Source organism: Neisseria sp. HMSC069H12, from assembly GCF_001812735.1.
Classification (GTDB): domain Bacteria; phylum Pseudomonadota; class Gammaproteobacteria; order Burkholderiales; family Neisseriaceae; genus Neisseria; species Neisseria subflava.
Genome location: NZ_KV810287.1, coordinates 19346 through 45338 on the forward strand (window position 1 = coordinate 19346; position 25993 = coordinate 45338).

Consider the following 25993-nt stretch of genomic DNA (forward strand, 5'->3'; position numbering starts at 1 on the left):
GTTTCAGACGGCCTCATTCAAAAGGCCGTCTGAAAACATGTTTAATTCAAAGATCCGTTTTCGGCATTACTCCAATTGGATTGGCGCGTATTGGCTTCGTGCAACAGCTCATCCTTCATGGCTTCGTATTTGGTACTTGTTTTGTTGCTGATCGGTTTCATCAATGGCTTACTGTCGATGACGCCGCCCGGCAAAATAGCGGGGAACTGTGATTGCGCCCATTTGACAATACTGACGGCAGGACTGTTCATCAGCAAACGGGACACGGGAGCGCGCCAAATGATTTGATCGATGATGCCGTTCGGTCGATAGGCGTTGTCGCCAAAACCATCGCCATCAAGATCGAATGCGCTGTTGTCGCTCCAATAATTGCCTCGTCCGCCCTCTCCCCAATCAAGGAAACGGGTGCTGACGTATTTGACTTGGCTTTCGTTGTTGATAAACGAATTATTGAACAGGCTTGTGCCTTCAATGGCCGCGGTAAAGTGAATACCGATTTGACAGTTTTCAAAATGGTTGTCAAAAATTTTATTGAAGTTGGCGTTATAGGCGAATACGCATTTACCGGCTTTGTTGATAATATTGTCGTTAATATCGGAATAGTTGACGTAATTGAGCATGATACCTTGGTCACGGCTGCCCACGGCGATATTGCCATACACTTTAAGACGCTCTGAGAACATCAACACATAGCCCATATTGTTGCCAACGGAGATGTTGTTGCTAACCTCGCTGTCGTTGGTGTACATATAATGTACTGCAAAACGCAAATCGCTGAAACGATTGCCTTTATAGGTATTGTTTGTACTGGTATTGGAGAAAATACCGTCACGGCCTTTGGAAATATCGTTGTCGACTACTTGCGCACCCGGCGCATTCCAAACCGTTACGCCATTACCGCGCTCATTCACGCGCAATGTAGCTTCCCCGACAATCTTATTTTCGCGCACCATCGATTCTGCCGCTCCATGGATGTACACGCCGACAGAGTTGTCCAAGACATTATTGTGTTCAATCAATGCGCGCGGAGCCGTCTCCTCAAGATAAATCCCTGCATCCATGGCCGGCAGGCTCAAGCCTGAATTGGAAACAGTCAGATTACGCAGGGTCACGTCAGGCGCATGAACGGCAATGGTGCGCCCACTCCTATCACCGACGATCTTGGCGGAGCGGTCGGCCGGACCTTCAATGGTAATCGGTTTGTCGATATAAAGTTTGGTCTTGTATGTACCGGAGGCAAGCTTGAGCGTATCGCCAGCTTGGGCGCGCGCTAAAGCATCATTGAGATTGTCTTGTGCGGATACGTTGATGACTGCGGCAAAGGCCGTCTGAACCATACTGCCCAACAGCAATACGAATGCGGCACGTTGCCATTTGGAACGATGGGATGGTGTATGCGTCATAATCATATCTCAATTTCAGACGGCCTGTTTTCTACATGATAAACATATGCAGAAACAGGTATTTTGATGTTATAGCAAAGCTGTCTGATGATGGTTTATATTTCATTGACATATTGACTGACAAACAGCTTTGCTATAAAGGCCGTCTGAAAGAATGTCTTTTCAGACGGCCTAAAGGATTAAATCATCAAACCAAAATTATTTTGGTTTAACAATCATTTGGCCTGACATTTCCATGTGCAATGCGTGGCAGAACCATTGGCAGTAGTACCAGTGTACGCCTGGACGGACTGCTTTGAAGGTTACAGAAGATGTCGCTTGCGGACTAATCTCCATAGCGATACCGTAGCCTTCCAAAGTGAAGCCGTGAGTCAAGTCCTCAATAGTCTCAACGTTGGTCACGTATACGGTCACTTCGTCGCCTTGGTTCACTTCAAATTGAGGGATACTGAATGCAGGCGCAACGGCAGTCATGTACACGCGTACTTTGTTGCCTTCGCGTACGACTTTAGCGGCTTTTTCCAACTCAACGCCGTCTTTTTGCGCTTGTTCCAAAGCATCTTTCCAGAACCATGGGTCTTTGCGGTCCCAAGTTTTGCTTGGGTTCACTTTGGAAGCGGAAACCAGACAGAAGTCGTGCGGTTCTGCAAAAGTCGGGTTGTCGTGAACCAGACGCATTTCATCGCCGGAGATGTCGATCAATTGGTCACACTCAGGTTTCAGAGGACCTGCGTTCAGGAAGCGGTCTTTGGAGAATTTGTTCAAAGACACCAACCATTTACCGTCGGCTTCTTTGGTTTCGCCCATAGTAGTGTGGTTGTGGCCAGGTTGATAGTGAACGTCCAGTTTTTGTTTGATCGGATCGATTTTCTCGCCTTTGTAGGCTTTAATCGCATCATCGATGTTCCATTTCACCATTTGGCTGTCGATAAACAATGTTGTATAAGCATTGCCGCGACCGTCAAATGCAGTGTGCAATGGGCCAAGACCCAGTTGAGGCTCGGCTACGACAACATCACGCTCTTTGATTTTTCCTGCAAACAAATCGTCCAGTTTGCTAACATCCAATACGGTAACGGTTGGAGACAATTTACCGTTGAGCATGATGTATTTGCCGTCAGGGCTTGCATTACAGCCGTGAGGAGAGTTAGGAACCGGGATATAACGAGTGTATGGAGAGTTGGCTTCCGCACGACCATCCAACATTTTCACGCCGTTAACTTCTTTGAAGTCGCCTTTTTTGATGCCTTCTTCGATAGCAGCCAGGTTAAATACCACACACCAGTCTTGCTCGTTAGAAGAAGCACCTTGTACAGTCAGAGCGCGCTCAGAGTTATAGCAGGTAGAGAAAGAGTATTTACCTTGGTAGTCGGCATCGCCGTTGTCCAAGTTACCGTCTACCAAAACTTGCCATGCGATCTCCATGGTTTCGCCGTCAATTGCGGTATAAACGGCATTCCAAGTTTTAGGATCATCCCATTTGCCTACGCCGTCAACAGGAACGATATGCTCGCCGTTGGCAAAAACGTAACCGGTTTTCGGATAACGTTGCGGACGCAGGCCGTGGATACCTGAAGCATTAGGAATATCAATGATTTTATCGGTTTTCATCACATCCAAGCGGATACGGCAAACACGAGTGTTTGCTTTATCGTTGGCGTAAGCATAACGGCCATCGTAAGTTTGGTCGGTGAAAGACAAGTGTGGGTGGTGCAAGTCGCCGTTAGGGTAGCAACGCAAACCGCTGTCTTGCAAGAATTTACGGGTTTCTTCGGTAATATTTCCGTTGAGGACTTTCAAGCTCTCATTAGTACGACCCCAACCGGTAGCGCTGTCCATATTGAATACAGGGATACGCATCAGTTCGCGCATAGACGGCAAACCGATCAAGCGCATTTCGCCTGATTGACCGCCTGAGAGGAAACCGTAGTATTGGTCAAGTTCACCTGGACCCACTTCGGAAGTCATTTTGCCCGGCTCGGCAGAATGAGCAGCTGCTTTTTCAGCAGGAGCTGCGCCAGAAGCGGCAGCTTTGTCACCCTCACCGTTAGAGCAACCGGCCAAGCCCAACAAACCGGCACCGGCAATACCTGCACCGGAAGCAGCGGCAGTACCTAAGAATGAACGACGGCTTAAGCCGTTTTGTTCTAATTTTTCGTCTGACATACGACACTCCTTGGATAAAATCCGGCGGCCGATTTTTTTCAGACGGCCTACCGATGAAAAAATTTCTAAGTCGGGCTGCCGATACAGCCCTCTTTTTTATAAATAACTACTTATCAACACTAATTGCCGATTCTTTTTTAACAAACTGAACAACTTGTTCTTGAGCATTTTTCGTTGCTGCCGCATCGTACTGCTCAGATTTTGCCGCCGCTTGTTTTTGTTTTTTCTTATTCGTTGCCACTACTTGAGGACAACGTGTATCGTGGTGATACATTACCTGGCAATGCAGGCATTGGATACATTCGTTCGGATGAATATCGCCTTCTGGTGCAATGGCCTGAACCGGACATTCATGTGTACAAATCTGACAAGGGTTGCCACACATTTTATAGCGGCGCAGCCAGTCAAACACACGGAAGCGACCCGGCAATGCGATACCCGCACCCAAAGGACACAGATAACGACAGAAGAAACGTTCGATAAACAAACCGGCAATCAGCAAAGCTGCAGCAAACAATACAAACCACCATTCGCGCATAAACTTCAGAATAATTGCGGTTTTGAAAGGTTCAACTTCTGCAAATTTTTCAGCAGTACCCAAATCGTACAGGGAAATAGCCAGCAAACCGAAGAAGATAACGTATTTAATGGCTGTCAGGCGCGTATGCAACAAATGTGGCACAGTAATTTGTTTTACGCCCAGTTTTTTAGCAACGCGATTGGTCAACTCCTGCAATGAACCGAAAGGACACAGCCAGCCGCAGAACGTACCCCTGTTCCACAACAGCATGGTCGCCGCTGTAAAGAGCCACAGAATGAACACCAGCGGATCCATCAGGAAAAATTCCCAGTGGAACTCAGTCAAAATTGCGGAGAACAAGGTCAGCGTATTGACAACCGATAATTGTGCTTGCGCATACCAACCAATATAAACCAAGGTAAATGTCAAGAAGCATAGGCGGAAACGGTCATACCATTTTTCGTAACGTACAATCCAGTCTTGGAATAGGAATACCAACAGGAGAATTGTCAAAGCAATACCGACAACAATAATTTGACCTTGTTTAGCTTTCCAAACCTGTTTCCAAAGTTGGTTGGAAACACCATCATCACCGGCAGTCGCATCTTCGGCAATACCCGTACTTTCAGAAGCTGAAGCTACAGCCGCAACTTGCTCAACCGGCGCGCTGATTTCAACAGGTGGTGCTTTTGGATCATCGACATAGTAGCCTTTTGGCAATTCGTAATCCAAATCTGCAGTTACGAAAGCTTTATCGTTAACGCTCAACACACGTTGAATCATCAGTTGTAAACGCCATGGCTCGGCAGCATCAAATTCCACACCTTCAGGGATAGTAAACCAAGAAACCTCTTTAAATGCAGGCGCACCTTCCGCTGCCAAAGCAACCACACGCTCATGTTGTGCATCGGTAAAACGGAAGCTGGTATCGCCCTGAATCATTTCGATACGGTCAAAGATACCGCCACGCACATAGCCTGAGCCCTTCCAAGAGTATCGGCCTTCACCGGCAACCATAATTGCCTGTTGACCTGGTTGCAAACGTTTTTGCAGATTATTCCAACCTGCCTCACCTAAAAGGCTTTTACCGATAGAAGGTTGGCTGACCAAAGCGACATATAAATCAACGAATGTATCGTTACCATCACCCTGCTCTGCATGATCTGCAACACCGGCTTTACCGCCTTTTTCAAATAATTTGTTGATATCATCAACAGAAATATGCAGATGACCAACAGCTTTTTGTTCTAACAACGCATTCCAAGACTGAATGTCTTGTTTATCAGGATTCACAGCACGACGGGGACGGGTTTGAACCGCAAACTCATTTGCAGCCTGCTCACCAGAAGCGGCAGCAGCACCGGCTTGAGTCGCTTTATCAGTACCCAAATGATATTGATGAATAACCGATTTGACAGAACGCTGAATACTGTCGTTAATCACCATCAACGTTACAGTCGCACCACTGATGATATCCGCAGGAGCCACGCCAGGCTGCGGAGGATTTTTAATAAAATTTAAGCCAATATATTTATCAATGAATTTATCGACTCGGGATTGCGGAATACCAATCAGCATAATTGGTTCATGGTGCTCAACCAATTTTGCTCCCGCAATAGTGCCATCATTGGCCAATGCGATCATCGTATCAATCGGCTTACTCGAATAACCGCGCGTATTAACCACATCAGTCGTGATATAAACCAAACCAAGCTGCTCTTCGCCTTTATATACACGAGCAACCAAAGGCTTACCTTCAGGTTTGCCGTAGCGATCAGCACCAGGAAAAATTTCAGAAGGCTGAATTTTTGCCAAGAAATCAGGCAAGCGCTCCGCGTAAGCAGGCAGGCTTACTATCATCATAGAAAACACAGCAAAAAGCACAAGGATTCGTTTCCAAATGCCACCTAAGCACTTCATTTCAAGACAGGACATGGCTATTCCCGATATATCGATACTCTAAACACTGATATTATATGAATCATCTATCGGCAATAATTTGATTAAAATCAAATTTACAAATCTTAAAACCAAATTCCACATGCTAATAATACTTTAGAACTATAAAAATAAATCTTTTATTAGTAGACATGAAATATAGGAAAATCAACTTAATCCAATAATCATCCCTACATTATTAACTTATTTATAATAATACTCAAAACAATTTCTGAAATTTCATTTAGCATATATTAAATAGAATAGAACCTGACTTAAATTTCCATAGGCCGTCTGAAAACGAATATCGAAGATACTTTAACCTGCCCCTGCAATGACAAAATACATTTCTTACAAAAACAAAAAGAGCCTGTATAAAACAGGCTCTTTTTCAGACTAATCTTAAGTCAGATTAGAATTTGTGACGCAGGCCAACAGTACCAGCAGTTTTCTCGTATGTGTTGTCGCCTTTGCCTTCTTTCAACCAACCGGCTGACAACAGGGCAGAAGTACGTTTAGAGAAGTCGTAGTCAGCACCAACGATAACTTGGTTGTAAACGCTGTTCTCTTGTTTCACGCCTTTTTCTTTAGCTTTGAAACCGTGAGCGTAAGAAACACGAGGAGTTACGTTACCGAAGCGGTAAGCCGCAGTTGCACCAACTTCAACACGTTCGTTTTTCTTAGCATTTGCGACATCTTCTTTGAAGCCTTCGTATTGACCTACAACAGCAACCATCAGATTGTTAGCATCGTAACCAGCAGTCAGACGGTGAGCTTGGTGATCTTTGTAAGTACCAGCAGTCAAGGTAGTGTTGCCGTTGAATGTATCCAAGTAGCCAGCATCCAAGACAGCATGTTTAGCGAAAGAACCAGCGTAGCGACCGAAGAAGCCAGAATTTTCATAGTTCAAGCCCAAGTCGTAAGATGCACGGCTTTTCACAGCGTGATCGTATTTATCGCTAGGATTAGCATTGTCGCGAGGTTGGTATTGTACGCTTGCGCTGAAACCACCAAACACAGGAGTATCGTAACGTACAGATACTTTGCGACCATCTACACGTTTGATTTTACCCAGTTGCAGAGTGTCTGCGTTAGCATCACTAGACTCCCAAGGGTCGAAGCTGTCGCTGCTTTCGTTCAGAGCAGTATCCAAGTTACCGACACGAACTTTACCGAAACCACCTTCCAAACCCAAGAAAGATTCACGGTTTGCGAAACCAGAGTCACCACCGGCGATAGAAGTTCTTTGTTCAACTTGCCAGATAGCATTCAGGTTGCTACCCAAGTGTTCGTGGCCTTTGAAACCGATACGAGAGCCGAAGTCAGCAATCTCAGTAGCAGTTTTAGAAGAAGTCTTACCCTCTTTTACTTTAGAAACTTCCACGCCAGCTTTGATTTGACCGTACAGAGTTACATCAGCCATAGCTGCAACAGGCAAAGCCGCCAGAGTCAGGGCAATCAGGGATTTTTTCATTGCTGTATTCCTTTTCTATTGTGAAGAAATAACTTAAGCAGACCGGATAATCCGCTTAGGCTTACTTTATCGCTGGAATCAGCGATTCCATGACTGTCACTATAATTGTTCCTCTCTAAAAAAACAAACTTTATTCAACTCCCCCCACTACCGCAGAAACCAAATAAAGGTAGAGACAACCCCAAAAGTAGAAATTTATTATTTAAAATCAATGATCAATTTATTCAAAACCAATATTTGCACTTTTACAACACTTTATCAGTTTACACATCAATCACGCTATTTTGTTGCTTTTATACCAACAATCCACAGCTAGACCGTCTGAAAACCATTACCTAGAACGCTCATCCACTCGGGCAACGATAGCTGCGTCACTCCAAACTCATCAGGATAATCAACACCTGTTAGATACAGGCCATCAGACATAAAAGTTGGCGGAGCCTTCAATCTACTTTTTGCATGAAAGACCGACTCAAACTCATCCACACTGATTCTGCCACTACCCACATATACCAATGCACCCATAATATTGCGTACCATATGATGTAAGAATGCGTTCCCATGCAAATCAAGGCACAGATAGCGAGAAGTTCCACTAATCTTTGTACTATATAGTGTCTTTATAGGAGACTTCGCCTGACATTCAGCCGCTCGAAAGCTAGAAAAGTCATGTTCCCCCTCCAATAAGGCAGCAGCCTGCCTCATCAGATTCAAATCTAATTTCAAATGTGTCCACCCTACTCTGCCAACCAATAATGGAGAACGAACCGGTGAGGATTCCAATAAATAACGATAATGGCGGCCATAAGCATCAAATCGGGCATGAAAATGAGATGCAACTTTTTGCGCAACCAATACAGCAACACCATCAGGCAAATGCGCATTGACACCCCGCACCCATGCTTGCTCAGGACGGCTTACTGATGTATCAAAATGCACTACCTGGGCAGTTGCATGCACACCTGTATCCGTCCTTCCCGCAACAATAGTATTAATTTGCTCCCCTGCTATTGAAGACAACGCCTGCTCTAAGGCCGTCTGAACAGTTGGCAAATCTCCAGCCTGTTTTTGCCAACCATAAAAACGGCTACCGTCATAAGAGAGGGTCAAAGCCCAACGCTGCATCAGATGCCCTGTTGTATTTGCTTGTTCAGTCATTTCTTATACTTCTTGTAAATTGATATTGTTGCCTACACTCAGGTAACCAATATTAAAAAGGCGTGATCAACACACGCCTCTCATGTATTTCAGACGGCCTTTATCTTCAACCATCATATAAAGCTGAAATCTTACCCAACCAATCATAGACTCAGACAAAATCTTGCTTTTTAATTTACCATAAAAAAGATGCCGTCTGAAACGGCATCTTCATTTGACTGGCACTTATGCGCCAAGTTCTTTCATCAATTTTTGGGCTTTATGCAGAATATCGCCTTCAGCCTCTTCAATCAGCCCTTGCAATGTTTCTCGAGCCGCTTCAGGATCACCGATTTCGATATACATCTTAGCCAAATCATATTTGGCTTCAAGCGGTGCAGTCATGCCGACTGATTCTGAAACAAAGCCTCTTTCACTATTGCTTTTATCGGCAGCCACTGAAACATCTTCAGCTCCCCATTCCAATGCACCTTCTTCAATCACAAACTCAGAAGCAGCTTCTTCTTTCTCTACTTCTTCTTTGATTTCTTGAATTTGCAAGTCTTGATCTTGCTTGACATCGAATGGCAGCACATGGCTGTCTGAAACTTCAGGGGTTTCTACCGTAAACTCGAGTGGCTCTTCATTTCTTGACTCGGAGACTTTTTTCTCTGCCGCCAAATCAAACTCAGCAAATGTATTTACCTGCTCTTCTTTACGTTCCGGCATAACAACCGATACTGGCTGATACGGATTTTCTGGTTCAGGCTCGTACACGCTTTCTGTTGATTCGATACTATCCCAATCAGCATGGCGGCGTTGCTCTGTCTCAACATCATGCGTTACTGCACCTGAAAGAATACCTGCCTGACTATTGTCAATCTTACCCAAATCAAGTTTGACATCATCGATATTGGAAGATTCTTCTACTTCATTGATAACCACATCATCTTCGAAATCATCTTCGATAAACAGACCGTCTTGAGTTTTTTCAGACGGCGTTACTTTAGTTGCAGCAACCGCAGCAGCTGAAGCAGCAACATTTTTCTGTACAACCTTCTCTTCATCCTTACGGCTTACAGGTGCTTCTTCCAGCTCGTCATTACGTTTACCGGCAGCTTTCAACAACAACCAAGCAGCAATAAGGGCTGCACCGCCTGCCAATAACCATTTCCATAAATTGCCGTCTGATTCGCTTTCTGTTTGCTCCGCGACAGAATCCGTGGTTGCAACAGGCTCAGAAGCCACTACATTCTCTTGAGCATCAGAAGCCATAGCTTCTTGACCATCAGATGCAGGAACAGCCGATGCGGTGTTTTCATTGACCGATGCAGATGCTGCTTGTTCTGCTTGTTCTGCTTGTTCAGCTGAAGCTTGTTTCACTTCTTCCTGTTGCTGTGTATTTACACCAGCATCTTTAACCTGGGCTTCAGTTTGAGCCTCAGGCTGAACAACAGGTTTTTCTGTTTTAGCTTCTGTTGCATTGACGGCTTCATTGCCTTTCTCTGCCGCTATATTGGTTTTAACAGGAGCAGAAGCAGCCAAGCGTTGCAATTCGCTACGGTTTGGAATATTCAGTACTTTACCTGCCAACATACGGTTGGCATTATTATCAATAAACACATCCGGATTGGCATTTACCAAAGCCTGAATGGTTTGATCCAAGGTCATACCCTGCGGACGGATGCTGGACGCGATGGCAATCAGGGTTTCACCCGTACGCACCAAATGCTGCCTGCCTGAACGTGCAGCCGTGTCGTTTTTAGCAGAGGCCGTCTGAACTTGTTTTTTCTCAGCCTTACGCTGTACATCCTTACGCGCTTGAGCTGTCTGATTACCTGCTGCTTTATTGTTTTTAGTTGCAGGCTGTCGGGCATTGCGTGTCGGCTCGGAAGATTGAGATTCAGTGGCCGGACGGATACGAACAGATGCAGCATCTTTAGAATCATATCCGGCCGGATCGATAATAGCGGTGTACTCACGCGATTGCGCGCCAACACCTACTTGGAAAACCAAAACAGGATCTTTGATGGCTTTAGAAGAGCGGATGGTAACGACTGCCTTATCGCCTGATTTGCGTACCGCTGCGCGCAAATTGCCATTTGAAATAGTGGCCTTACCGCCATTAAGCAGAGCCTGAGCTTCCTCGCCAGTTACAGTGATACTGCCTGTAAAAGGCTCACCCAAATGAGATTGAACATTCAAGCCGCCCAAACCTGCAGAGGCACTGAGCGATGTCATTAAAGCGATAGAAGCTGTAATTAATTTAATATTGTGATGTTTTTTCAAAACTGATCCCCTGTTCGGAAATTATGGTACTAACCAATGTGCACGCATTTAACCATATATTTACTAGATATTACGCCATGATATATTTTTAACCCATTCCTGCCAAGCAATAGAGGCTATTCAGCCTAAAATTCCTTAGCAAATCTATTACTTTTGCATGCTTGTGTTTCTTTTTTACAAATTTCGCCAACCCAAAACAAATATTTCATATAAATATGTGCGATATTAAAGTCATGGTAAAACGTGCAAAAAAACACATCTCCCTGTATGATTAGCATTTACTCAATTAGTTTCATCATTAATATATGAAGATTTTGAGCGACTTATTCGCCGTATTCTTATTTTTCATCACATACATCATCACCAAAGACATGATTGCCGCAACAACTGTTGCGGTTATCGTCGGTATTGCCCAAGCTGCGCTGACCTTTTGGAAACACCGCAAGCTGGACACCATGCAATGGGTCAGCCTGATTTTGATTGTCTTTTTTGGCGGTGCAACGATTCTGCTGAAAGACAACCGCTTTATCATGTGGAAACCAACCGTTCTGTTTTGGATCGGCGCGATCGTCATGCTGTTCAGCCACCTGGCCGGTAAAAACGGGCTTAAAGCCGTCATGGGCAAAGAAATGCAGCTCCCTGATTTTGTATGGACACGCCTGACTTATGCATGGATTGGCTTCCTAATTTTTATGGGTGCGGCCAACCTCTTTGTCTTTACGTATTTTCCAGACCAATGGGTCAATTACAAACTGTTCGGCACATTGGGCTTCACAATCATTTTTTCCATCGCACAGGGTATGTATCTGATGCGTTTCCAGTCTAAGGAGGATCAATAATGGAATATTTCATGCTTTTGGCCACTGATGCCGAAGATGTCCACGAAGCACGCATGGCAGCACGCCCTGCTCATTTGGCACGCTTGGAAGAATTGAAAGCGCAAGGCCGTCTGCTGACTGCCGGCCCCAATCCTCTACCAGATAATCCGGAACGTGTTTCCGGCAGCCTGATTGTGGCTCAATTTGAATCTTTGGACGCTGCACAAGAATGGGCAGAACAAGACCCTTACGTTGATGCCGGCGTATACGCAGAAGTATTGATTAAACCCTTTAAAGCCGTGTTCAAATGAGCAATATTCGTCAAATTATCGAGGAACGCCTGCGAACGCTTGAGCCTGAGTTCTTCGATTTTGAAGATGAAAGCCATCTGCATGCCGGCCATGCCGGTAATAAAGGCGGCGGGCATTACGCCATAGTGGTGGTCAGCAACGCATTTGAAAACATTGGCCGCCTCCAGCGGCAACGTATGATTAAGCAGCTTTTACAGGACTTGTTTTCAGACAGCCTGATTCATGCACTCAGTATCAAAGCGGCCACGCCGGACGAATACTTCCATTAAGATTACTGCCCAAACTTTGATTTCCAATCATTAATTTAAATGAGAAATACGATGAAAAAAACCTACTTTGCTTCAGCCTTGATGTTTGCCCTGACTTCCGGCACCCTGTTTGCCCAAACTTTGGTGACCGTCAACGGTCAAGCCATCGACAGCAGCGTTATCGATGACCAAGTTGCTTCCGTACGCGCCAGCAACCCGAACGTTCAAGACACTCCTGAATTGCGTCAAATGCTGACTGAACGCCAAATTATCAGCACTGTTGTTACCCAAGAAGCCAAAAAATTAAAACTGGATCAAAGCGCTGAATTCAAAACAGCATTGGAGCAAGCGCGTGCCGATGCCGCCAAGCAAGGTGCAGATAAAAAAGCCACCTTCAAAACCGAATGGGCAGCTTTCGAAAATGATTTGTTAGGCCAAGCTTTCGCGGCGCATATCGTCCGTCAATATCCTGTTCAAGAAAAAGATGTCAAAGCCGCTTACAACGACTTCAGCAACTTCTATAAAGGTACTCAGGAAGTCCAACTGGGCGAAATCGTGACCGACAGCAGCAGCAATGCCCAAAAAGCCATTGCCGATTTGGATGCGAAAAAAAGCTTTGTTTCGGTATTGAACCAATACTCAATTGACGAAGCGGCCAAAAAAGCCGGCGGCATCCCTAAAGCTTATATTCCGCTTAAAGATTTGCAAGAATCAGCGCCTCCGCTTTACGCTGCTGTCAAAGACCTGAAAAAAGGTGCACACACTAAAACGCCACTGCAAAACGGTAATTTGTACGCCGTTTTCTATGTCAATGATCGTCGTAACGTTACCGTACCTTCTTACGAAGTCGCTAAAAACGAGATTGGCAGCGACTTACAGGCAGCCCGTGTTGATGCGGCTATTCAATCATTGCTGAAAAAAGCCAGTATCAAAGTCAACAAATAATATAACGTGCCCGCCGTGATAACGGCGGGCAATAAGGAACTCACATGAACATCAAGCCCAAAACTGCCGTTTTGGCTATCCTCACCCTATCGACCGTCGGCTTGGCAACCGCCAAAGCACCTGAAATCGATCCTGCCCGTATCGACAGCATGGTCGCCGAAGTATTGAGACAAGCCGATCAACATCCCAACCAGACTGCCAAACCCGATGGTCAGGCAATCCGCAAAGATGTGGTTACACGTTTGCAGACTTTGGAAGTTTTGAAAAATGAAGCCATCAAGGCTGGTTTGGATAAGGATGCAGAAGTACAGAATCAGTTTAAAAACGTTGAAGCTGAGTTTTATGCCAACCAATACGCTGCTTATTTAGAACGCCAAACTGTGGTTGACGATGCCGAGTTGCGCCGTTTCTACGACCAGCAAACACGCATCATCAAGCTGCAACAAGTCAGCTTTGCTTCAGCCGAAGAAGTCCGCGCAGCGCAAGAACTGCTGCTCAAAGGCTTGTCATTTGAAGAGCTGATGAAACGCTATCCCAACCCCGAACAAGAGTTCGACGGCTTCATCTCTCCGCAGCAGCTTTCGCCTCAACTGGCTTCCGCTTTTGCCGACATGAACCGAGGTGATGTAACGCATGAGCCGATTCAGATGGGAAACCGTTTTTATCTGTTTAAACTCAGCGCCGTAGAGCGTAATCCTAATGCCGAACCTTTCGAACTGGTACGCAATCAGATTGCCCAAGCTGTCAAACGACAAAAAGTCGAGAATCAGATCAAACGTATCTTGAAAGAAAACAGCATTAATCCGTAAATTAATTCAATGGTTTCAGGCCGTCTGAAACTATATTTGAACTCAGAGGGCGTATCTTACGCCCTTTTTTACAACTCCTTTTATTCACACAAGATTATGCGCGCTGTTATCCAAAAAGTTACCCAAGCCAAAGTTGACGTTTTGTCCAAAAACTCCTGTGAAACCTGCGGCGAAATCAACAACGGATTTATGATATTGCTCGGCGTTACCCACTCCGATACAGAAGCGGACGCCAAATACATTGCAGATAAAACCACCAATCTGCGTATCTTTGAAGACGAAAACGGCAAATTAAATTTATCGCTCAAAGATGTCGGCGGCTCGATATTACTGGTTTCCCAGTTTACCCTTTACGCCGATGCGCGCAGCGGCCGCCGCCCTTCTTTCTCCAATGCTGCGCCCGCAGAACAAGCGGATAAACTTTATCAATACACCGCACAACTTCTACGCGAACATGGATTGACTGTCGAAACCGGCAGATTCCAAACCCATATGCAGGTCTCCCTTTGCAATGACGGGCCGGTTACCTTATTGCTTGATTCGCAAAAAACATTCTAAATTCCATCAAAAAAGGCCGTCTGAAATTGGGGCTGTAGCGTTTTTGTACGATTCCCCAAACCTCCATCATACTTTATCTTAAAAACTGAAGTGCCATGATACAAAGGCCGTCTGAAAAATTCTTCAGACGGCCTTAATTCTTAAACTTCTGCCGGTGGTTGCGGTGTATCTTCATCTTCCTGCTGCGTTTTCACTTTGGCAAAGCGGCTGAACCAAATGCCTGCTTCGTAGAGCAGAATCAGCGGAACAGCAAGCAGGGTTTGAGAAATTATATCAGGTGGCGTGATGATTGCGGCCACGACAAACGCACCGACAATCACATACGGACGCGCATTCTTAAGCTGTGCAGTCGAAACAATGCCCATTTTTGCAAGCAACACCACAACGACGGGCACTTCAAACGTCGTACCGAATGCGACAAACATGCCCAAAATAAAGGACAGGTATTTGTCGATATCGGTCGCCATATTGACGCCGACAGGGGTTACACCGGCCAAGAATTTGAAAATCACGGGAAATACCAAAAAATAGGCAAACGCCATCCCAACGAAGAAGAGCGTCACGCTGGACAACACCAGCGGCGTAATCAAACGCTTTTCGTTTTGGTATAAAGCCGGGGCGACAAACGCCCAGACTTGATACAGCGTGTGCGGCAACGACAGCAGAAACGCCGCCATCAAGGTAACCTTTACCGGCACAAAAAACGGCGCAATCACATCGGTCGCAATCATGCTGGTATCTTTAGGCAGATTGGCCATTAATGGTTCGGCAACAAAGGTATAGAGCTGCTGGGCAAACGGCATCATGCCCAAAAAGCAGACAACAATACCGATGACGATCCACATCATGCGGCGGCGCAGCTCGAGAAGATGCTCGATAAGCGGTTGGACGGGTTGTTCGTGTTGAGGTTCGGACACCGGTTGACTCACTTTTTACTTACGGACGCGCAGTTTGGGCTTGGCGTGGAATTTCGGGCGCATATCGCGTTTGCGGCTCATCGCCTGCTTACGCAAAGAAGTCGTATGCAGCGGAGGAACATCGGCAACAGGGGATTCGATATAGCTGACTTCAACCGCAGGAGCAGAAGCAGGTGAAACCGAAGCCGTCAAATACTCACGCCAAGCGCGGTCTTGCTCGGACTCGGCATTTTCAGCCTCGACAAGCTCTTGGGTCTGTACTGCCCCACTCTGCTCAGAAGCCTGGATTGCACTTTCGTTCTCAGTGCTGTTTGAAGCCAGATCAGGCAAAGGATTGCCCAACTCGTCCACTCCAAAATCGGCAGGCGTTTTTTGTTCGGGCAGGCGTTCCCACGGCTTGAGGCCGTCTGAAATATCGCTCAGATTTTTTTGTGCATCGTTGCCCAAGTCTTTGATACCGTCGCGAAACTCAGATGCAGCGGTTTCAAATTCCTGCTTCACCTTGCGCAATTCGTCCAACTCAGCCTGAGTGTTGAGTTCCTGCTTGACGCTATTGACGAATCCTTGCAATTTGCCGACCAAACGCCCGGCCGTGCGCGCGGCTTGCGGCAGACGTTCGGGGCCAAGCACTATCAGGGCGACAACGCCGACCAGCAGCAATTCGCCCAAACCGAAATCAAACATGGATTATGCTTTGTCTTCGTCTTTTTTGTGTTCGATGACTTCATCTTTTTTGGCATCTTTGCCGTCTGTACCTTCGTTCAGGCCTTGTTTGAAGTCATGTACCGCACCGCCGAGGTCTTTGCCGACGTTGCGCAATTTTTTGGTACCGAATACCAAAACGACGATAATCAGTACGATAATCCAGTGCCAGAGAGAGAAGCTACCCATGATAAATCCTTGAATTTGTTAAAAATAGATAATAGTTATGCAGGCGTACCCATGATATGGATATGCAGGTGGAAGACTTCTTGTCCGCCGCCTTTGCCTGTGTTGATCAGGGTTTTGAAACCGTCGGTCAAACCTGCCTCATGGGCGATTTGAGGAACTTTCAACATCATTTTGCCCAACAGGGTTTGATGTTCGGCGGTTGCGTGTGCCAGTGAATCGAAGTGCACTTTCGGAATCAGCAGCAGATGCACCGGCGCGGCAGGACGAATGTCTTTGAAACAAAGCATCTCATCGTCTTCGTAAACGGTTTGTGCCGGAATATCTTTGGTTGCGATTTTGCAGAAAATACAATTATCCATAATGGCTCCAATGGCTGTCTAAAAATGGGCATAACGGGGTTCAACCAAAAAAGGGAAATCGTTTTTGCCCCAAGAGACGGATTCCGAAACAAGTCAAATACGAGATTGTAATATAAATTCAAGATTCTTTGCGAGAAGCTTTTTCCACTAATCCCGACAAACCTTGACGGCGCGCAAGCTCGTTGACCACATCTTCGGCGCGCAATCCGTGATGCGCCAATAAAACCATGGTATGAAACCACAAATCCGCCACTTCGTAAACCAAATGTTCGCCACCGCCATCTTTAGAGGCCATCAAGGTTTCACCCGCTTCCTCGATGACTTTTTTCAGAATCTTGTCTTCGCCTTTATGCAGCAGTTGGGCAACGTAAGAAGCATCAGGATCGCCGCCTTTGCGCGAATCGATGACGTTTTGAATTTGGGTAAGGATAGTATCGGTCATGGTCGGTTTCTCTTATTTTCTTTCAGACGGCCTTAAGGATGTTTATGTCCGTAGATTGCTTCTTCATCTTTCAACACGGCATCGACTGTCTGCCATGCGCCCTCTTGCCAAACTTTGTAAAAACAGCTTTCTCGCCCAGTATGACAGGCAATGCCGCCATTTTGTTCAATCAGCATGACCACCGCGTCGCCATCGCAATCCAGGCGCAATTCATGTACTTTTTGCGTATGTTCGGACTCTTCGCCCTTCATCCATTGTTTTTGGCGGGAACGGCTGTAATAGTGGGCAAAACCGGTTTCTACGGTTTTTTGCAGGGCTTCGGCGTTCATCCAGGCAACCATCAGCACACGGCGTGTCTGCCAATCTTGGGCAATGGCGCAAACCAAACCTTTTTCATCAAATTTTACGGCATTCAGCAGCGTTTCGTTTATATTCGACATGTGCGTCTTTCTCCCATATTTTTCAGACGGCCTTTGGATAGCAATCACAAACGCACTTCGATTCCTGCTTCACGCATGGCCAGTTTCGCTTCGCGGATACTCGCTTCGCCGAAGTGGAAAATACTGGCGGCCAATACCGCATCGGCCTTTCCTTCTTTAATACCGTCCACCAAGTGTTGAACCGAACCAACGCCACCGGAAGCAATGACCGGAATATCGACCGCTTCGCTGACCGCGCGTGTCAAAGGCAGGTTGAAACCTTGCTTGGTACCGTCCCGGTCCATACTGGTCAGCAAAATCTCGCCCGCACCGCGTCGCTGCATTTCGACAGCCCATTCCACCGCGTCCAACCCGGTCGGATTACGTCCGCCGTGGGTAAAGATTTCCCAACGGGTGTTTTCAGGGTTGACCGCTTTGGCATCGACGGCTACAACAATCGCTTGCGAACCAAAAAAACCGGCTGCTTCGTTTACCAAATCAGGATTGGTTACAGCGGCCGTATTGATGCTGGCCTTATCGGCACCGGCATTAAGCAGACGACGGATATCAGCAACCGTACGCACGCCGCCACCGACCGTCAATGGAATAAAAACTTGTGAAGCGACTGCCTCAATAACGTGCAAAATAGTGTCGCGATTGTCGCTGGAGGCAGTGATGTCCAAAAAGGTCAACTCATCTGCGCCTTCATCGTTGTAGCGTTTGGCAACGTCAACCGGATTACCTGCATCGCGCAAACCCAAAAAGTTGACACCTTTTACCACGCGACCGTCTTTTACATCCAGACAAGGAATTATTCGTTTTGACAATGCCATACTCAATACCTCTTATCCGTTATCAGGCCGTCTGAAACCGTCAGGCCAAAAATTTGCTCAACCAATCCGGCAAATGTTGCAACAGCTGAAAATAACCAATCCCCGCTATCATTGCCAAAATGCAGGAGATGATGAAATTGCTGTCGATGCGGCCGACTATGGAAAAAATCAAACCGGCAAATGCCCACACTATCCCATTGAAAATCATCCAATAGGTATCGATAATCGGCAAATCAAACGCCGTCAGCTGTCGCAGTATCACTGCAATCAGTGTAAACCACAAACTTTCGCTTAGCGGATACACTTCGCGATCGGATGACCAGATAATCCAAAAACCCAAAACAAACGCTTCAAGCATACCAATCCCTTAATAAAATAAGATATTGAGTGAGTTGTTTTTTATAATTATTTCAGACAGATTTTAAGTCTAAGGACTTTGCAAAATGCCGCTTTTGAAGGTATTTTCAGCTATGCGCCAACTCCTGCGCTGTTACCCCTTGCAAAGCCCTAATCTGCATAATTAAACGCACTTAGGTCAAGCCAAAGAATCGGCCAGTTTTTGTGCCTGTGCGAAATCAATACTTCCCTCATAAATTGCGCGACCAGTAATCGCACCGCTCACACCCTCTTTTTCAACGGCACACAATGCGCGGATATCGTCCAAATTCGTCAAGCCGCCGGAAGCGATAATCGGGATATTCACTGATTGAGCCAATTTGACGGTAGCCTCGATATTCACGCCGCTCATCATGCCGTCGCGGCCGATATCGGTATAAATAATGCTGTTGACGCCATCGTCTTCAAAACGCTTGGCCAAATCGACGACATGGTGCTCCGTTACCGTTGCCCAACCGTCTATCGCCACCATCCCGTCTTTGGCATCCAAGCCGACGATAATCTGACCCGGAAATGCCTTACATGCTTCGCGCACAAATTCAGGATTTTTTACCGCGGCCGTACCAATAATCACATCAGTCAGCCCTAAATCCAAATACTTTTCAATGGTGCCCAAATCACGGATACCGCCGCCAAGCTGTACCGGAATATCTTTGGCTACGGCGGCCAAAATTTCTTTAATTGCCGGAAAATTTTGAGGAACACCTGCAAATGCGCCGTTCAAATCAACCAAATGCAAACGGCGTGCGCCTTGATTGCGCCAATGCAAAGCCATCTCTGCCGGCGAATCGGAAAACACCGTCGCCTGCTCCATCAAGCCTTGTTTTAAGCGAACACAGCGTCCTTCTTTCAAATCAATGGCAGGTATCAACAGCATTTTCTTCTCCTCTACTCAATTTCAGTATATTTTACACAAATTAGCGATTTTTAGTAGATTTATGTTAAAGCCTCAAATCTGCCAATTTAAAAAATTACGCAGCAGCAGCAATCCTGCCTGATGGCTTTTTTCCGTGTGGAACTGTGTGGCAAACACATTGTCCTTACCGACAATGCAGGCAAATTCATTCGGATATTCGCTGACGCCTAAAACAATCTCTTCATTTTTCGGAGCAAAATAATAGCTGTGAACAAAATAAAAATACTCGTTCTGCCCAATGTCTTGAAATAAAGGGTGCGGACGGGTTTGGCACACTGTATTCCAACCCATATGCGGTACTTTCAGACGGCCTCCCTGCGCATCGGTTTGATTGGACAAAAACCGTTTTACTTGACCTTCAAACCAACCCAAACCATCTGTATCGCCTTCTTCGCTGTGTTCAAACAATAATTGCGCACCTACGCAAATGCCAAAAAACGGCTTGTTTTTCAGGCCGTCTGAAACTGCCTCGCCCAAACCGCTTGCCTTCAGCGCCGACATACAATCCGGCATGGCACCCTGCCCCGGAAAGATTACCTTATCTGCCGCCATCACCTCTTCGGGGTGCGAAGTCAGATAAACCTCGGCATGTTTGTCAGACAAGACCTGCGCCGCCTGAACAGATTTCAATACTGAGTGCAGGTTTCCCATTCCATAATCAACAATCGCTACTTTCATTGCTTCTCCTCAGGCCGTCTGAAAACATTTAATGATTAATATAATAATGAGAATGATTGTAGCAAAAGATGGTTTAAAACAAAATATTGCCGATATACAAGACAAATAATAAAAGGCCGTCTGAAATCCCAATCGGTTTCAGACGGCCTTTATTCATTCACACGATGCCTTATTCTTCAGATGCGGCTTCTGCTTCTTCTTGGACAGATTCTTCGCTCAGCGTGCCTTTGGTAGAAGGCGTTTGACCCATCATGCGCGGATCGTATTCGACCGCCATGCGCAGGGCGCGGCCGAAGGCTTTGAAAACAGTCTCGGCTTGATGGTGCGCATTACGGCCGCTCAAGTTATCGATGTGCAAGGTCATCATGCTGTGGTTCACAAGCCCATGGAAAAACTCTTCAAACAAATCAACATCAAAACGGCCGATCAGGGCGCGGGTAAAGTCGATGTTGTATACCAAGCCGGGGCGGCCGGAAAGGTCGATGACTACACGGCTCAACGCTTCATCCAGCGGAACATAGGCATGGCCATAGCGGGTAATGCCGGCTTTATTGCCAAGCGCTTGTTTCAGTGCCTGACCCAATACGATACCGATGTCTTCAACCGTGTGATGGTCGTCAATGTGCAAATCGCCTTTGCAGGTAATATCCAAGTCAATTAAACCATGACGCGCTACTTGGGCAAGCATGTGTTCAAGGAAAGGAACGCCGGTATCCAAGCGGCATTTGCCGGTACCGTCAAGATTGAGGCTGACGGTAATTTGGGTTTCGCAGGTATTGCGGGTAACGGTAACAAAACGGCCTTCGGTTGAAACACCAGCTTCGGCTGCTTCGACAGTTTGTTTTTCCAAACGCGCCGCTTCAACCGCTGCTGCTTTTTCTTGATCTTTACTGTGATCACGGTTCATCCAGCCTTTGCGTTTGTGCATACCAGATTCCAACTTCGCAGCCAGACTCGGACGAATGCCGCGTGCAGACTCATCGCCTGCCTGTTGTTCCAAACGGCGTTTGAGCTGAGACAAAGAGGCGGAGTTTTCATAACCGCATGCGCGTGCAAGCTTGGTCAATGAGCCGGCTTCTTCAACCAGTAACAAAAAATTGGTCAAATGCAATTGAGCTTTATTCATAATGGTAGTTTCCTTGAAATCAAAGATTGGGGTAAAGGTTTTTAATAACAGCCAAGACGGCATCATTTTGCGCTGCCGAGCCTATGGTTATGCGGACACACTGATCCAAAAGCGGATGGCTGCCATGCAGTTTTTTAATCAGTATGCGGTTTTGCTTCAATGTTTCAAACAGCTCGTTCGCATCAGGAACGCGAACGGTAATAAAGTTGGCTTCGCTCGGAAAAACTTGCAAACGGTTTAATTTCAACAATTCATTCATCACGCGCGAACGCTCATTTTTTAATGTATCAATGTTTTGCTGAATGATTTGATGATGTTTCAATGAGAATTTTGCCGCCGCCAAGCTTAATTGATTCATGTTGTAAGGCGGAAGAATTTTAGCCAGTTCACCCATAATGCTTGGACTTGCCGCCGCATATCCCATCCGCAAGCCTGCAAAGCCGATTTTACTGATGGTGCGCATTACGACCAGATTTTCGACTTCGCCCGCCCACAGAAGGAAACTGTCATGATGAAACGCGCCATATGCCTCATCGACAACCACAATGCCGGTAGCCGCACGAATGACCTCCTCTACTTCTTCTCGTTTAAAGCACACGCCGGTAGGATTATTGGGATAGGCAATAAAAATTAATGACGGCTGATGTTGCTCGATAGCGGACAAAACGGCAGGGAGATTTAAAGTGAAATCCGTATTTAAGGGAACGCTGACATATTCCATGCCATAAAGCGCGGCATTATGACGATACATAACGAAACTTGGCTCAATACCCAATACACGCGCATTTGGTTTGGCAACCAGCATAGTCAAAAATTGGATAAGCTCGTCGGAGCCGTTGCCTAACGCGATTTCCGCCTTATCGGGAATACCGAAAACCTCCCTCAATTCTTCATAAATACCGCTCTTGGCAGCATGAGGATACAAATGAATCGGTGCCTGCTTTGCCAAATCCGCCCATTCTGACAATAAAGATTCATACCCGGCGAAAGGATGATGCGGACACTCCATGGCGTCCAACTTAATAAAACCTTCCGGCAAATCGGCAACCTGATAGGCTGTCATTACTTTAATGTCATCACGGATAACATCAGCAACGCGATTCATGGTTTTCTATCCTCCTGAGATAAAGTGTTTATAATAGTAGCACAATCTTTACTAGATATATATATTGATAAGACTATAAAACAAGATAAAGTTTCATTCGTTTGAAGAAAAAACAATAAATCCTTTCTTCAGCATCTTTAAGCAATATTCTTGGCTTACCCTGCCTTTTTAGCGGTATAATTTTAAGTTTTCCAGTACGGCTTTACGCCCTCAATATTGTGAACAATACACGCTCCCCATTACCTTATCTTGCAACTTCCATAAGCCTTATCCTGCTGATTCTGCTTTCCTTGTCATGGGAATTGTGGATCGCACCATTGCGTGAAGGCGGCTCATGGCTGGCACTGAAAGCCCTGCCGCTGTGCCTGCCGTTGACCGGTATTTTGAAAAAACGCATCTACACTTATCAATACAGCTCCATGCTGATTCTGATTTACTTTGCCGAAGCCTGTATGCGCCTGGCCGACACAACCGTCGCCAGCCGGATTTGCGCCGCCGTTTCCGTATTATTGTGCATTGCCTTTTTCCTCGGCTGCCTTGCATTTATCAAACAACAAAAACATACATCAAAATGACCTACCACACACTTTCAGACGGCCTGACTGAATCTTCAGTGAAAACCTTTTGGCCTTTATGGCTCAGTTTTCTTTGGATTTGTGCCGTCCCTTTTCTTTCACTCTACCGAGTCGGTCCACTGCCCAGCTTTTATTTAGAAGCCATCTCGCTGAGTGGCTCATTGGTACTGACATTGATTAGCGCACACAAAGGCCTGTTGAATATCCGCCTTCCTGCACTCAGTATCGGCTTGTTTGCCATGGCCTCATTTTGGTCGCTCCAAGTGCGCCTCATGCATTCCATCTACCCCGGTATGAGCGACATCACCGCCTGGACCTTTGTCATTTTGGCACTGGGCGCATGGTCGGTGCGTGGCTGGATAGCAGCTTACGGACAGGAACGTGTCGTCAGCATCTTTGCTTGGTCTTTATTGATAGGTGCAACCATACAGGCTGCCATCGTTTGGTTGCAATTTAAAGGTTGGTCCAACGTAGAGTGGTTGAACGGCATCGTCGCCCGAAGCAACGGCACCGTAAACGGCCAACTCGGCCAGCGCAATCATTTGGGACATTATTTGATGTGGGGTATTTTAGCGGCATCCTATTTATGGACGGCGCGCAAAATGTCCAATGCAGCAGGTTTTCTGTTCGTATTGGCATTGACTGCGACCCTCGGCCTTGTCAACTCGCGCACCATCTTGGGCTACATTGCCGCCCTATTCCTGATTACGCCGTTATGGTTTTGGCGTACCCGTTTCCAACACAAACGCGCACTGTGCATTTTCCTTCTGACCGCCATCCTGGCCGCCGCTTTCCAATTCGGCATGGGCAGCCTGTTAGATTTGTTTGGCAACATCAAATACGAAACCGCTGTCGAACGCGCAGGCACCAGCGGTTTTGAAGGCTCCATGCGCCAAATCGAATGGAGCAAGGCATGGATTGCCTTTCAATCCGCACCTTGGTTCGGACATGGCTGGAACAGCTTTGCCCAGCAAACCTTCCTGATCAATGCCCAACAACAATACTTCCCCAACAATATTCTCGGCGTACTGTTTACCCATTCGCACAATATCGTCATGCAGTTATTGTCTGAAATGGGCATTGCCGGCACCTTGCTTGCAACCTTAACCCTGCTTGCAGCCGTATGGCGACTGTCGGGCCGCAACCAAACGCCGGCTTCCCTGTTTTTGCTGACCGCCGCCGCCGTCAGCCTCTGCCACAGCATGCTCGAATATCCGCTTTGGTATATTTATTTTCTCACCGTATTCAGCCTGATTCTATCGCTGACACCTTCTTATCCAAAAGATGTTTCAGACGGCCCTTTATCTACCCGAATCAGACAGTGGGCAGGCGGTATAGCCGCTTTATCGATTTTAATCGGCATGGCAAACCTCAGCTGGGAATATCAAAATCTGACCCAATATAGCCGTATAGGGAAAACCGACGATCCGCAAACAGTCCAAAACAAAATCGACGGTTTGCAGCAGCTTTCCAAAGAAAGCCCTATGCTTGCCTATTACGCCGATTTAAGTTTGAGCAAACGTGCCGACCCGACCGATGCCTACATCCGCCCATGGGCAGAAGAGGCCGCACTTAAAGCCCTGACCTACCGCCCCTACTCTAACGCCTATCAAGTTGGCCTCTACCTCTACCGACAAGGCAAAAAAGAAGAAGGTGCGCAATGGATGCAGGCAGTGCAATATTATTACCCCTATATGATGTATTTCTACGCCGACAAAATACGCAGCCATCCGGCATTCGCCCCACTGCTGCCCAAACTTTTGTCTGATTGCAAAGATTTCATCAATGCACCGAAACACCAAACTGCCAAATCTTGTGATAAACCCTAAACAAAACTCACTCAATTGTCAGTTTGTCCTTACAGGCCGTCTGGAAATGTAAAGAGCGACAAGTTTCTATGCAAAAAAGCGCAAAAGCACAGAAAATTACGCTATCAACAAAAGCAGATTGCATGTTAAGATTGAATACAACTCTATTTTAATCGCCGCACCGCCTATTTAGTGCCACGGCGCATACAATCACGAAAAGGAAATTCCATGAGTCGCGTATTACTCGTAGATGACGATGCCCTCTTGACCGAATTGCTGACCGAATACCTGACTGCCGAAGGCCTCAACGTTCACAGCGTTCCTGACGGCGAAGCCGGCGTTCAAGAAATTCTGACCGGACAATACGATGTCATCGTATTAGACTCCATGATGCCTAAAATGAACGGTTTGGACGTACTGAAAAACGTACGTACCCAAAGCACTGTGCCCATCATCATGCTGACCGCAAAAGGTGACGACATCGACCGCATTATCGGTTTAGAAATGGGTGCGGACGATTACGTACCGAAACCATGCACACCGCGCGAACTCTTGGCACGTATCAACGCCATCTTGCGCCGTGCACAACACAGCAACGAACAAAACAACGCGCCGAACAGCATTTCTGTCAGCGACGTTGTCCTCTACCCTGCCAAACGCCAAGCCAGCATCAAAGACACTCCGCTTGAATTGACCAGCACCGAGTTTAATCTGCTTGAAGTTTTGATGCGCCACGCCGGACAAGTTGTCAGCAAAGAAACTCTATCTATCGAGGCACTCGACCGCAAACTGGCTAAATTTGACCGCAGCATCGACGTACACATCTCCAGCATCCGCCACAAATTGGGCGATGCTTCCCTGATTCAAACTGTACGCGGCTTAGGCTACCTGTTTGTTAAAAACTAAAGATTA

At 46.5% G+C, this 25993-nt stretch carries 27 protein-coding genes; 9 read left to right on the forward strand and 18 right to left on the reverse strand.

Going from position 1 to position 25993, the window contains the following annotated elements:
- Positions 1-41 precede the first annotated feature (41 nt).
- The 6 genes from HMPREF2872_RS07080 to HMPREF2872_RS07105 form a co-directional block, all read right to left on the reverse strand.
- Positions 42-1409 (reverse strand): nitrous oxide reductase family maturation protein NosD, encoded by a 1368-nt coding sequence (locus tag HMPREF2872_RS07080; protein ID WP_049350969.1) that lies wholly within the window; start codon positions 1407-1409, stop codon positions 42-44.
- A gap of 192 nt (positions 1410-1601) precedes the next feature.
- Positions 1602-3569, reverse strand: a complete 1968-nt coding sequence (nosZ, locus tag HMPREF2872_RS07085) for a TAT-dependent nitrous-oxide reductase (RefSeq protein WP_049350970.1) — start codon at positions 3567-3569, stop codon at positions 1602-1604.
- 106 nt (positions 3570-3675) lie between these two features.
- A complete protein-coding gene (locus HMPREF2872_RS07090; RefSeq protein ID WP_283119006.1) occupies positions 3676-5952 on the reverse strand; it encodes a 4Fe-4S binding protein in 2277 nt (758 codons plus the stop codon).
- Positions 5953-6439: 487 nt separating this feature from the next.
- Positions 6440-7501: a trimeric porin PorB gene (gene porB, locus HMPREF2872_RS07095; RefSeq protein WP_070632495.1), complete on the reverse strand. Its 1062-nt coding sequence runs from the start codon at positions 7499-7501 to the stop codon at positions 6440-6442.
- Between the two features lie 312 nt (positions 7502-7813).
- On the reverse strand, positions 7814-8659 hold the full coding sequence (gene truA, locus HMPREF2872_RS07100) for a tRNA pseudouridine(38-40) synthase TruA (protein ID WP_070632498.1): 846 nt from the start codon (positions 8657-8659) through the stop codon (positions 7814-7816).
- Between the two features lie 225 nt (positions 8660-8884).
- The gene (locus HMPREF2872_RS07105) at positions 8885-10879 is read right to left on the reverse strand and encodes a motility hub landmark protein FimV (protein ID WP_083311760.1); all 1995 of its coding nucleotides are present in this window, start codon (positions 10877-10879) and stop codon (positions 8885-8887) included.
- Between the two features lie 353 nt (positions 10880-11232).
- On the opposite strand from HMPREF2872_RS07105, the gene HMPREF2872_RS07110 reads away from it, so the two are divergent.
- The 6 genes from HMPREF2872_RS07110 (at position 11233) to dtd (ending at position 14616) form a co-directional block, all read left to right on the forward strand.
- On the forward strand, positions 11233-11766 hold the full coding sequence (locus HMPREF2872_RS07110) for a septation protein A (RefSeq protein ID WP_049329543.1): 534 nt from the start codon (positions 11233-11235) through the stop codon (positions 11764-11766).
- On the forward strand, positions 11766-12056 hold the full coding sequence (locus HMPREF2872_RS07115) for a YciI family protein (RefSeq protein ID WP_004519663.1): 291 nt from the start codon (positions 11766-11768) through the stop codon (positions 12054-12056). The genes HMPREF2872_RS07110 and HMPREF2872_RS07115 overlap by 1 nt, the downstream gene beginning before the upstream one ends.
- Entirely contained in the window at positions 12053-12325 is a 273-nt protein-coding gene (locus HMPREF2872_RS07120) for a BolA family protein (RefSeq protein WP_070632504.1), read from the forward strand. The genes HMPREF2872_RS07115 and HMPREF2872_RS07120 overlap by 4 nt, the downstream gene beginning before the upstream one ends.
- A gap of 51 nt (positions 12326-12376) precedes the next feature.
- Complete coding sequence (locus HMPREF2872_RS07125; protein ID WP_070632507.1) at positions 12377-13249, forward strand: peptidylprolyl isomerase; 873 nt, start codon at positions 12377-12379, stop codon at positions 13247-13249.
- Between the two features lie 44 nt (positions 13250-13293).
- Positions 13294-14058 (forward strand): peptidyl-prolyl cis-trans isomerase, encoded by a 765-nt coding sequence (locus tag HMPREF2872_RS07130; RefSeq protein ID WP_070632510.1) that lies wholly within the window; start codon positions 13294-13296, stop codon positions 14056-14058.
- Between the two features lie 96 nt (positions 14059-14154).
- The gene (gene dtd, locus HMPREF2872_RS07135; protein ID WP_070632688.1) at positions 14155-14616 is read left to right on the forward strand and encodes a D-aminoacyl-tRNA deacylase; all 462 of its coding nucleotides are present in this window, start codon (positions 14155-14157) and stop codon (positions 14614-14616) included.
- 140 nt (positions 14617-14756) lie between these two features.
- Here dtd and tatC read toward each other — a convergent pair whose 3' ends face one another.
- From tatC to hisC, 12 genes are all read right to left on the reverse strand, one after another.
- Positions 14757-15533 (reverse strand): twin-arginine translocase subunit TatC, encoded by a 777-nt coding sequence (tatC, locus tag HMPREF2872_RS07140; RefSeq protein ID WP_070632512.1) that lies wholly within the window; start codon positions 15531-15533, stop codon positions 14757-14759.
- Between the two features lie 15 nt (positions 15534-15548).
- Positions 15549-16217 (reverse strand): Sec-independent protein translocase protein TatB, encoded by a 669-nt coding sequence (gene tatB, locus HMPREF2872_RS07145; RefSeq protein WP_070632514.1) that lies wholly within the window; start codon positions 16215-16217, stop codon positions 15549-15551.
- Between the two features lie 3 nt (positions 16218-16220).
- A complete protein-coding gene (gene tatA, locus HMPREF2872_RS07150) occupies positions 16221-16424 on the reverse strand; it encodes a Sec-independent protein translocase subunit TatA (protein WP_003679438.1) in 204 nt (67 codons plus the stop codon).
- 35 nt (positions 16425-16459) lie between these two features.
- On the reverse strand, positions 16460-16783 hold the full coding sequence (locus tag HMPREF2872_RS07155) for a histidine triad nucleotide-binding protein (RefSeq protein WP_049329536.1): 324 nt from the start codon (positions 16781-16783) through the stop codon (positions 16460-16462).
- Between the two features lie 118 nt (positions 16784-16901).
- A complete protein-coding gene (locus HMPREF2872_RS07160) occupies positions 16902-17225 on the reverse strand; it encodes a phosphoribosyl-ATP diphosphatase (protein ID WP_003679440.1) in 324 nt (107 codons plus the stop codon).
- Between the two features lie 32 nt (positions 17226-17257).
- Complete coding sequence (gene hisI / locus HMPREF2872_RS07165) at positions 17258-17656, reverse strand: phosphoribosyl-AMP cyclohydrolase (protein WP_141752859.1); 399 nt, start codon at positions 17654-17656, stop codon at positions 17258-17260.
- A gap of 53 nt (positions 17657-17709) precedes the next feature.
- Positions 17710-18477, reverse strand: a complete 768-nt coding sequence (hisF, locus tag HMPREF2872_RS07170; RefSeq protein ID WP_036472644.1) for an imidazole glycerol phosphate synthase subunit HisF — start codon at positions 18475-18477, stop codon at positions 17710-17712.
- A gap of 40 nt (positions 18478-18517) precedes the next feature.
- A complete protein-coding gene (locus HMPREF2872_RS07175) occupies positions 18518-18835 on the reverse strand; it encodes a hypothetical protein (protein ID WP_003684447.1) in 318 nt (105 codons plus the stop codon).
- Between the two features lie 177 nt (positions 18836-19012).
- Entirely contained in the window at positions 19013-19750 is a 738-nt protein-coding gene (gene hisA / locus HMPREF2872_RS07180) for a 1-(5-phosphoribosyl)-5-[(5-phosphoribosylamino)methylideneamino]imidazole-4-carboxamide isomerase (RefSeq protein WP_070589522.1), read from the reverse strand.
- A 72-nt stretch (positions 19751-19822) separates the two neighbouring features.
- The gene (hisH, locus tag HMPREF2872_RS07185; protein ID WP_070632520.1) at positions 19823-20467 is read right to left on the reverse strand and encodes an imidazole glycerol phosphate synthase subunit HisH; all 645 of its coding nucleotides are present in this window, start codon (positions 20465-20467) and stop codon (positions 19823-19825) included.
- A 169-nt stretch (positions 20468-20636) separates the two neighbouring features.
- Positions 20637-21593, reverse strand: coding sequence for an imidazoleglycerol-phosphate dehydratase HisB (hisB, locus tag HMPREF2872_RS07190; protein ID WP_070632525.1), 957 nt, complete (start codon positions 21591-21593; stop codon positions 20637-20639).
- Between the two features lie 19 nt (positions 21594-21612).
- A complete protein-coding gene (hisC, locus tag HMPREF2872_RS07195; RefSeq protein ID WP_070632528.1) occupies positions 21613-22698 on the reverse strand; it encodes a histidinol-phosphate transaminase in 1086 nt (361 codons plus the stop codon).
- Between the two features lie 218 nt (positions 22699-22916).
- Between hisC and HMPREF2872_RS07200 the strand changes: the two genes are divergently transcribed.
- The 3 genes from HMPREF2872_RS07200 to misR all read left to right on the forward strand — a co-directional run bounded on the left by HMPREF2872_RS07200 (position 22917) and on the right by misR (position 25987).
- The gene (locus HMPREF2872_RS07200; protein WP_070632531.1) at positions 22917-23273 is read left to right on the forward strand and encodes a DUF2069 domain-containing protein; all 357 of its coding nucleotides are present in this window, start codon (positions 22917-22919) and stop codon (positions 23271-23273) included.
- The gene (locus HMPREF2872_RS07205) at positions 23270-25102 is read left to right on the forward strand and encodes a PglL family O-oligosaccharyltransferase (RefSeq protein WP_070632534.1); all 1833 of its coding nucleotides are present in this window, start codon (positions 23270-23272) and stop codon (positions 25100-25102) included. The genes HMPREF2872_RS07200 and HMPREF2872_RS07205 overlap by 4 nt, the downstream gene beginning before the upstream one ends.
- A 207-nt stretch (positions 25103-25309) precedes the next feature.
- Entirely contained in the window at positions 25310-25987 is a 678-nt protein-coding gene (misR, locus tag HMPREF2872_RS07210; protein WP_070632537.1) for a two-component system response regulator MisR, read from the forward strand.
- The last annotated feature ends 6 nt before the right edge of the window (positions 25988-25993 follow it).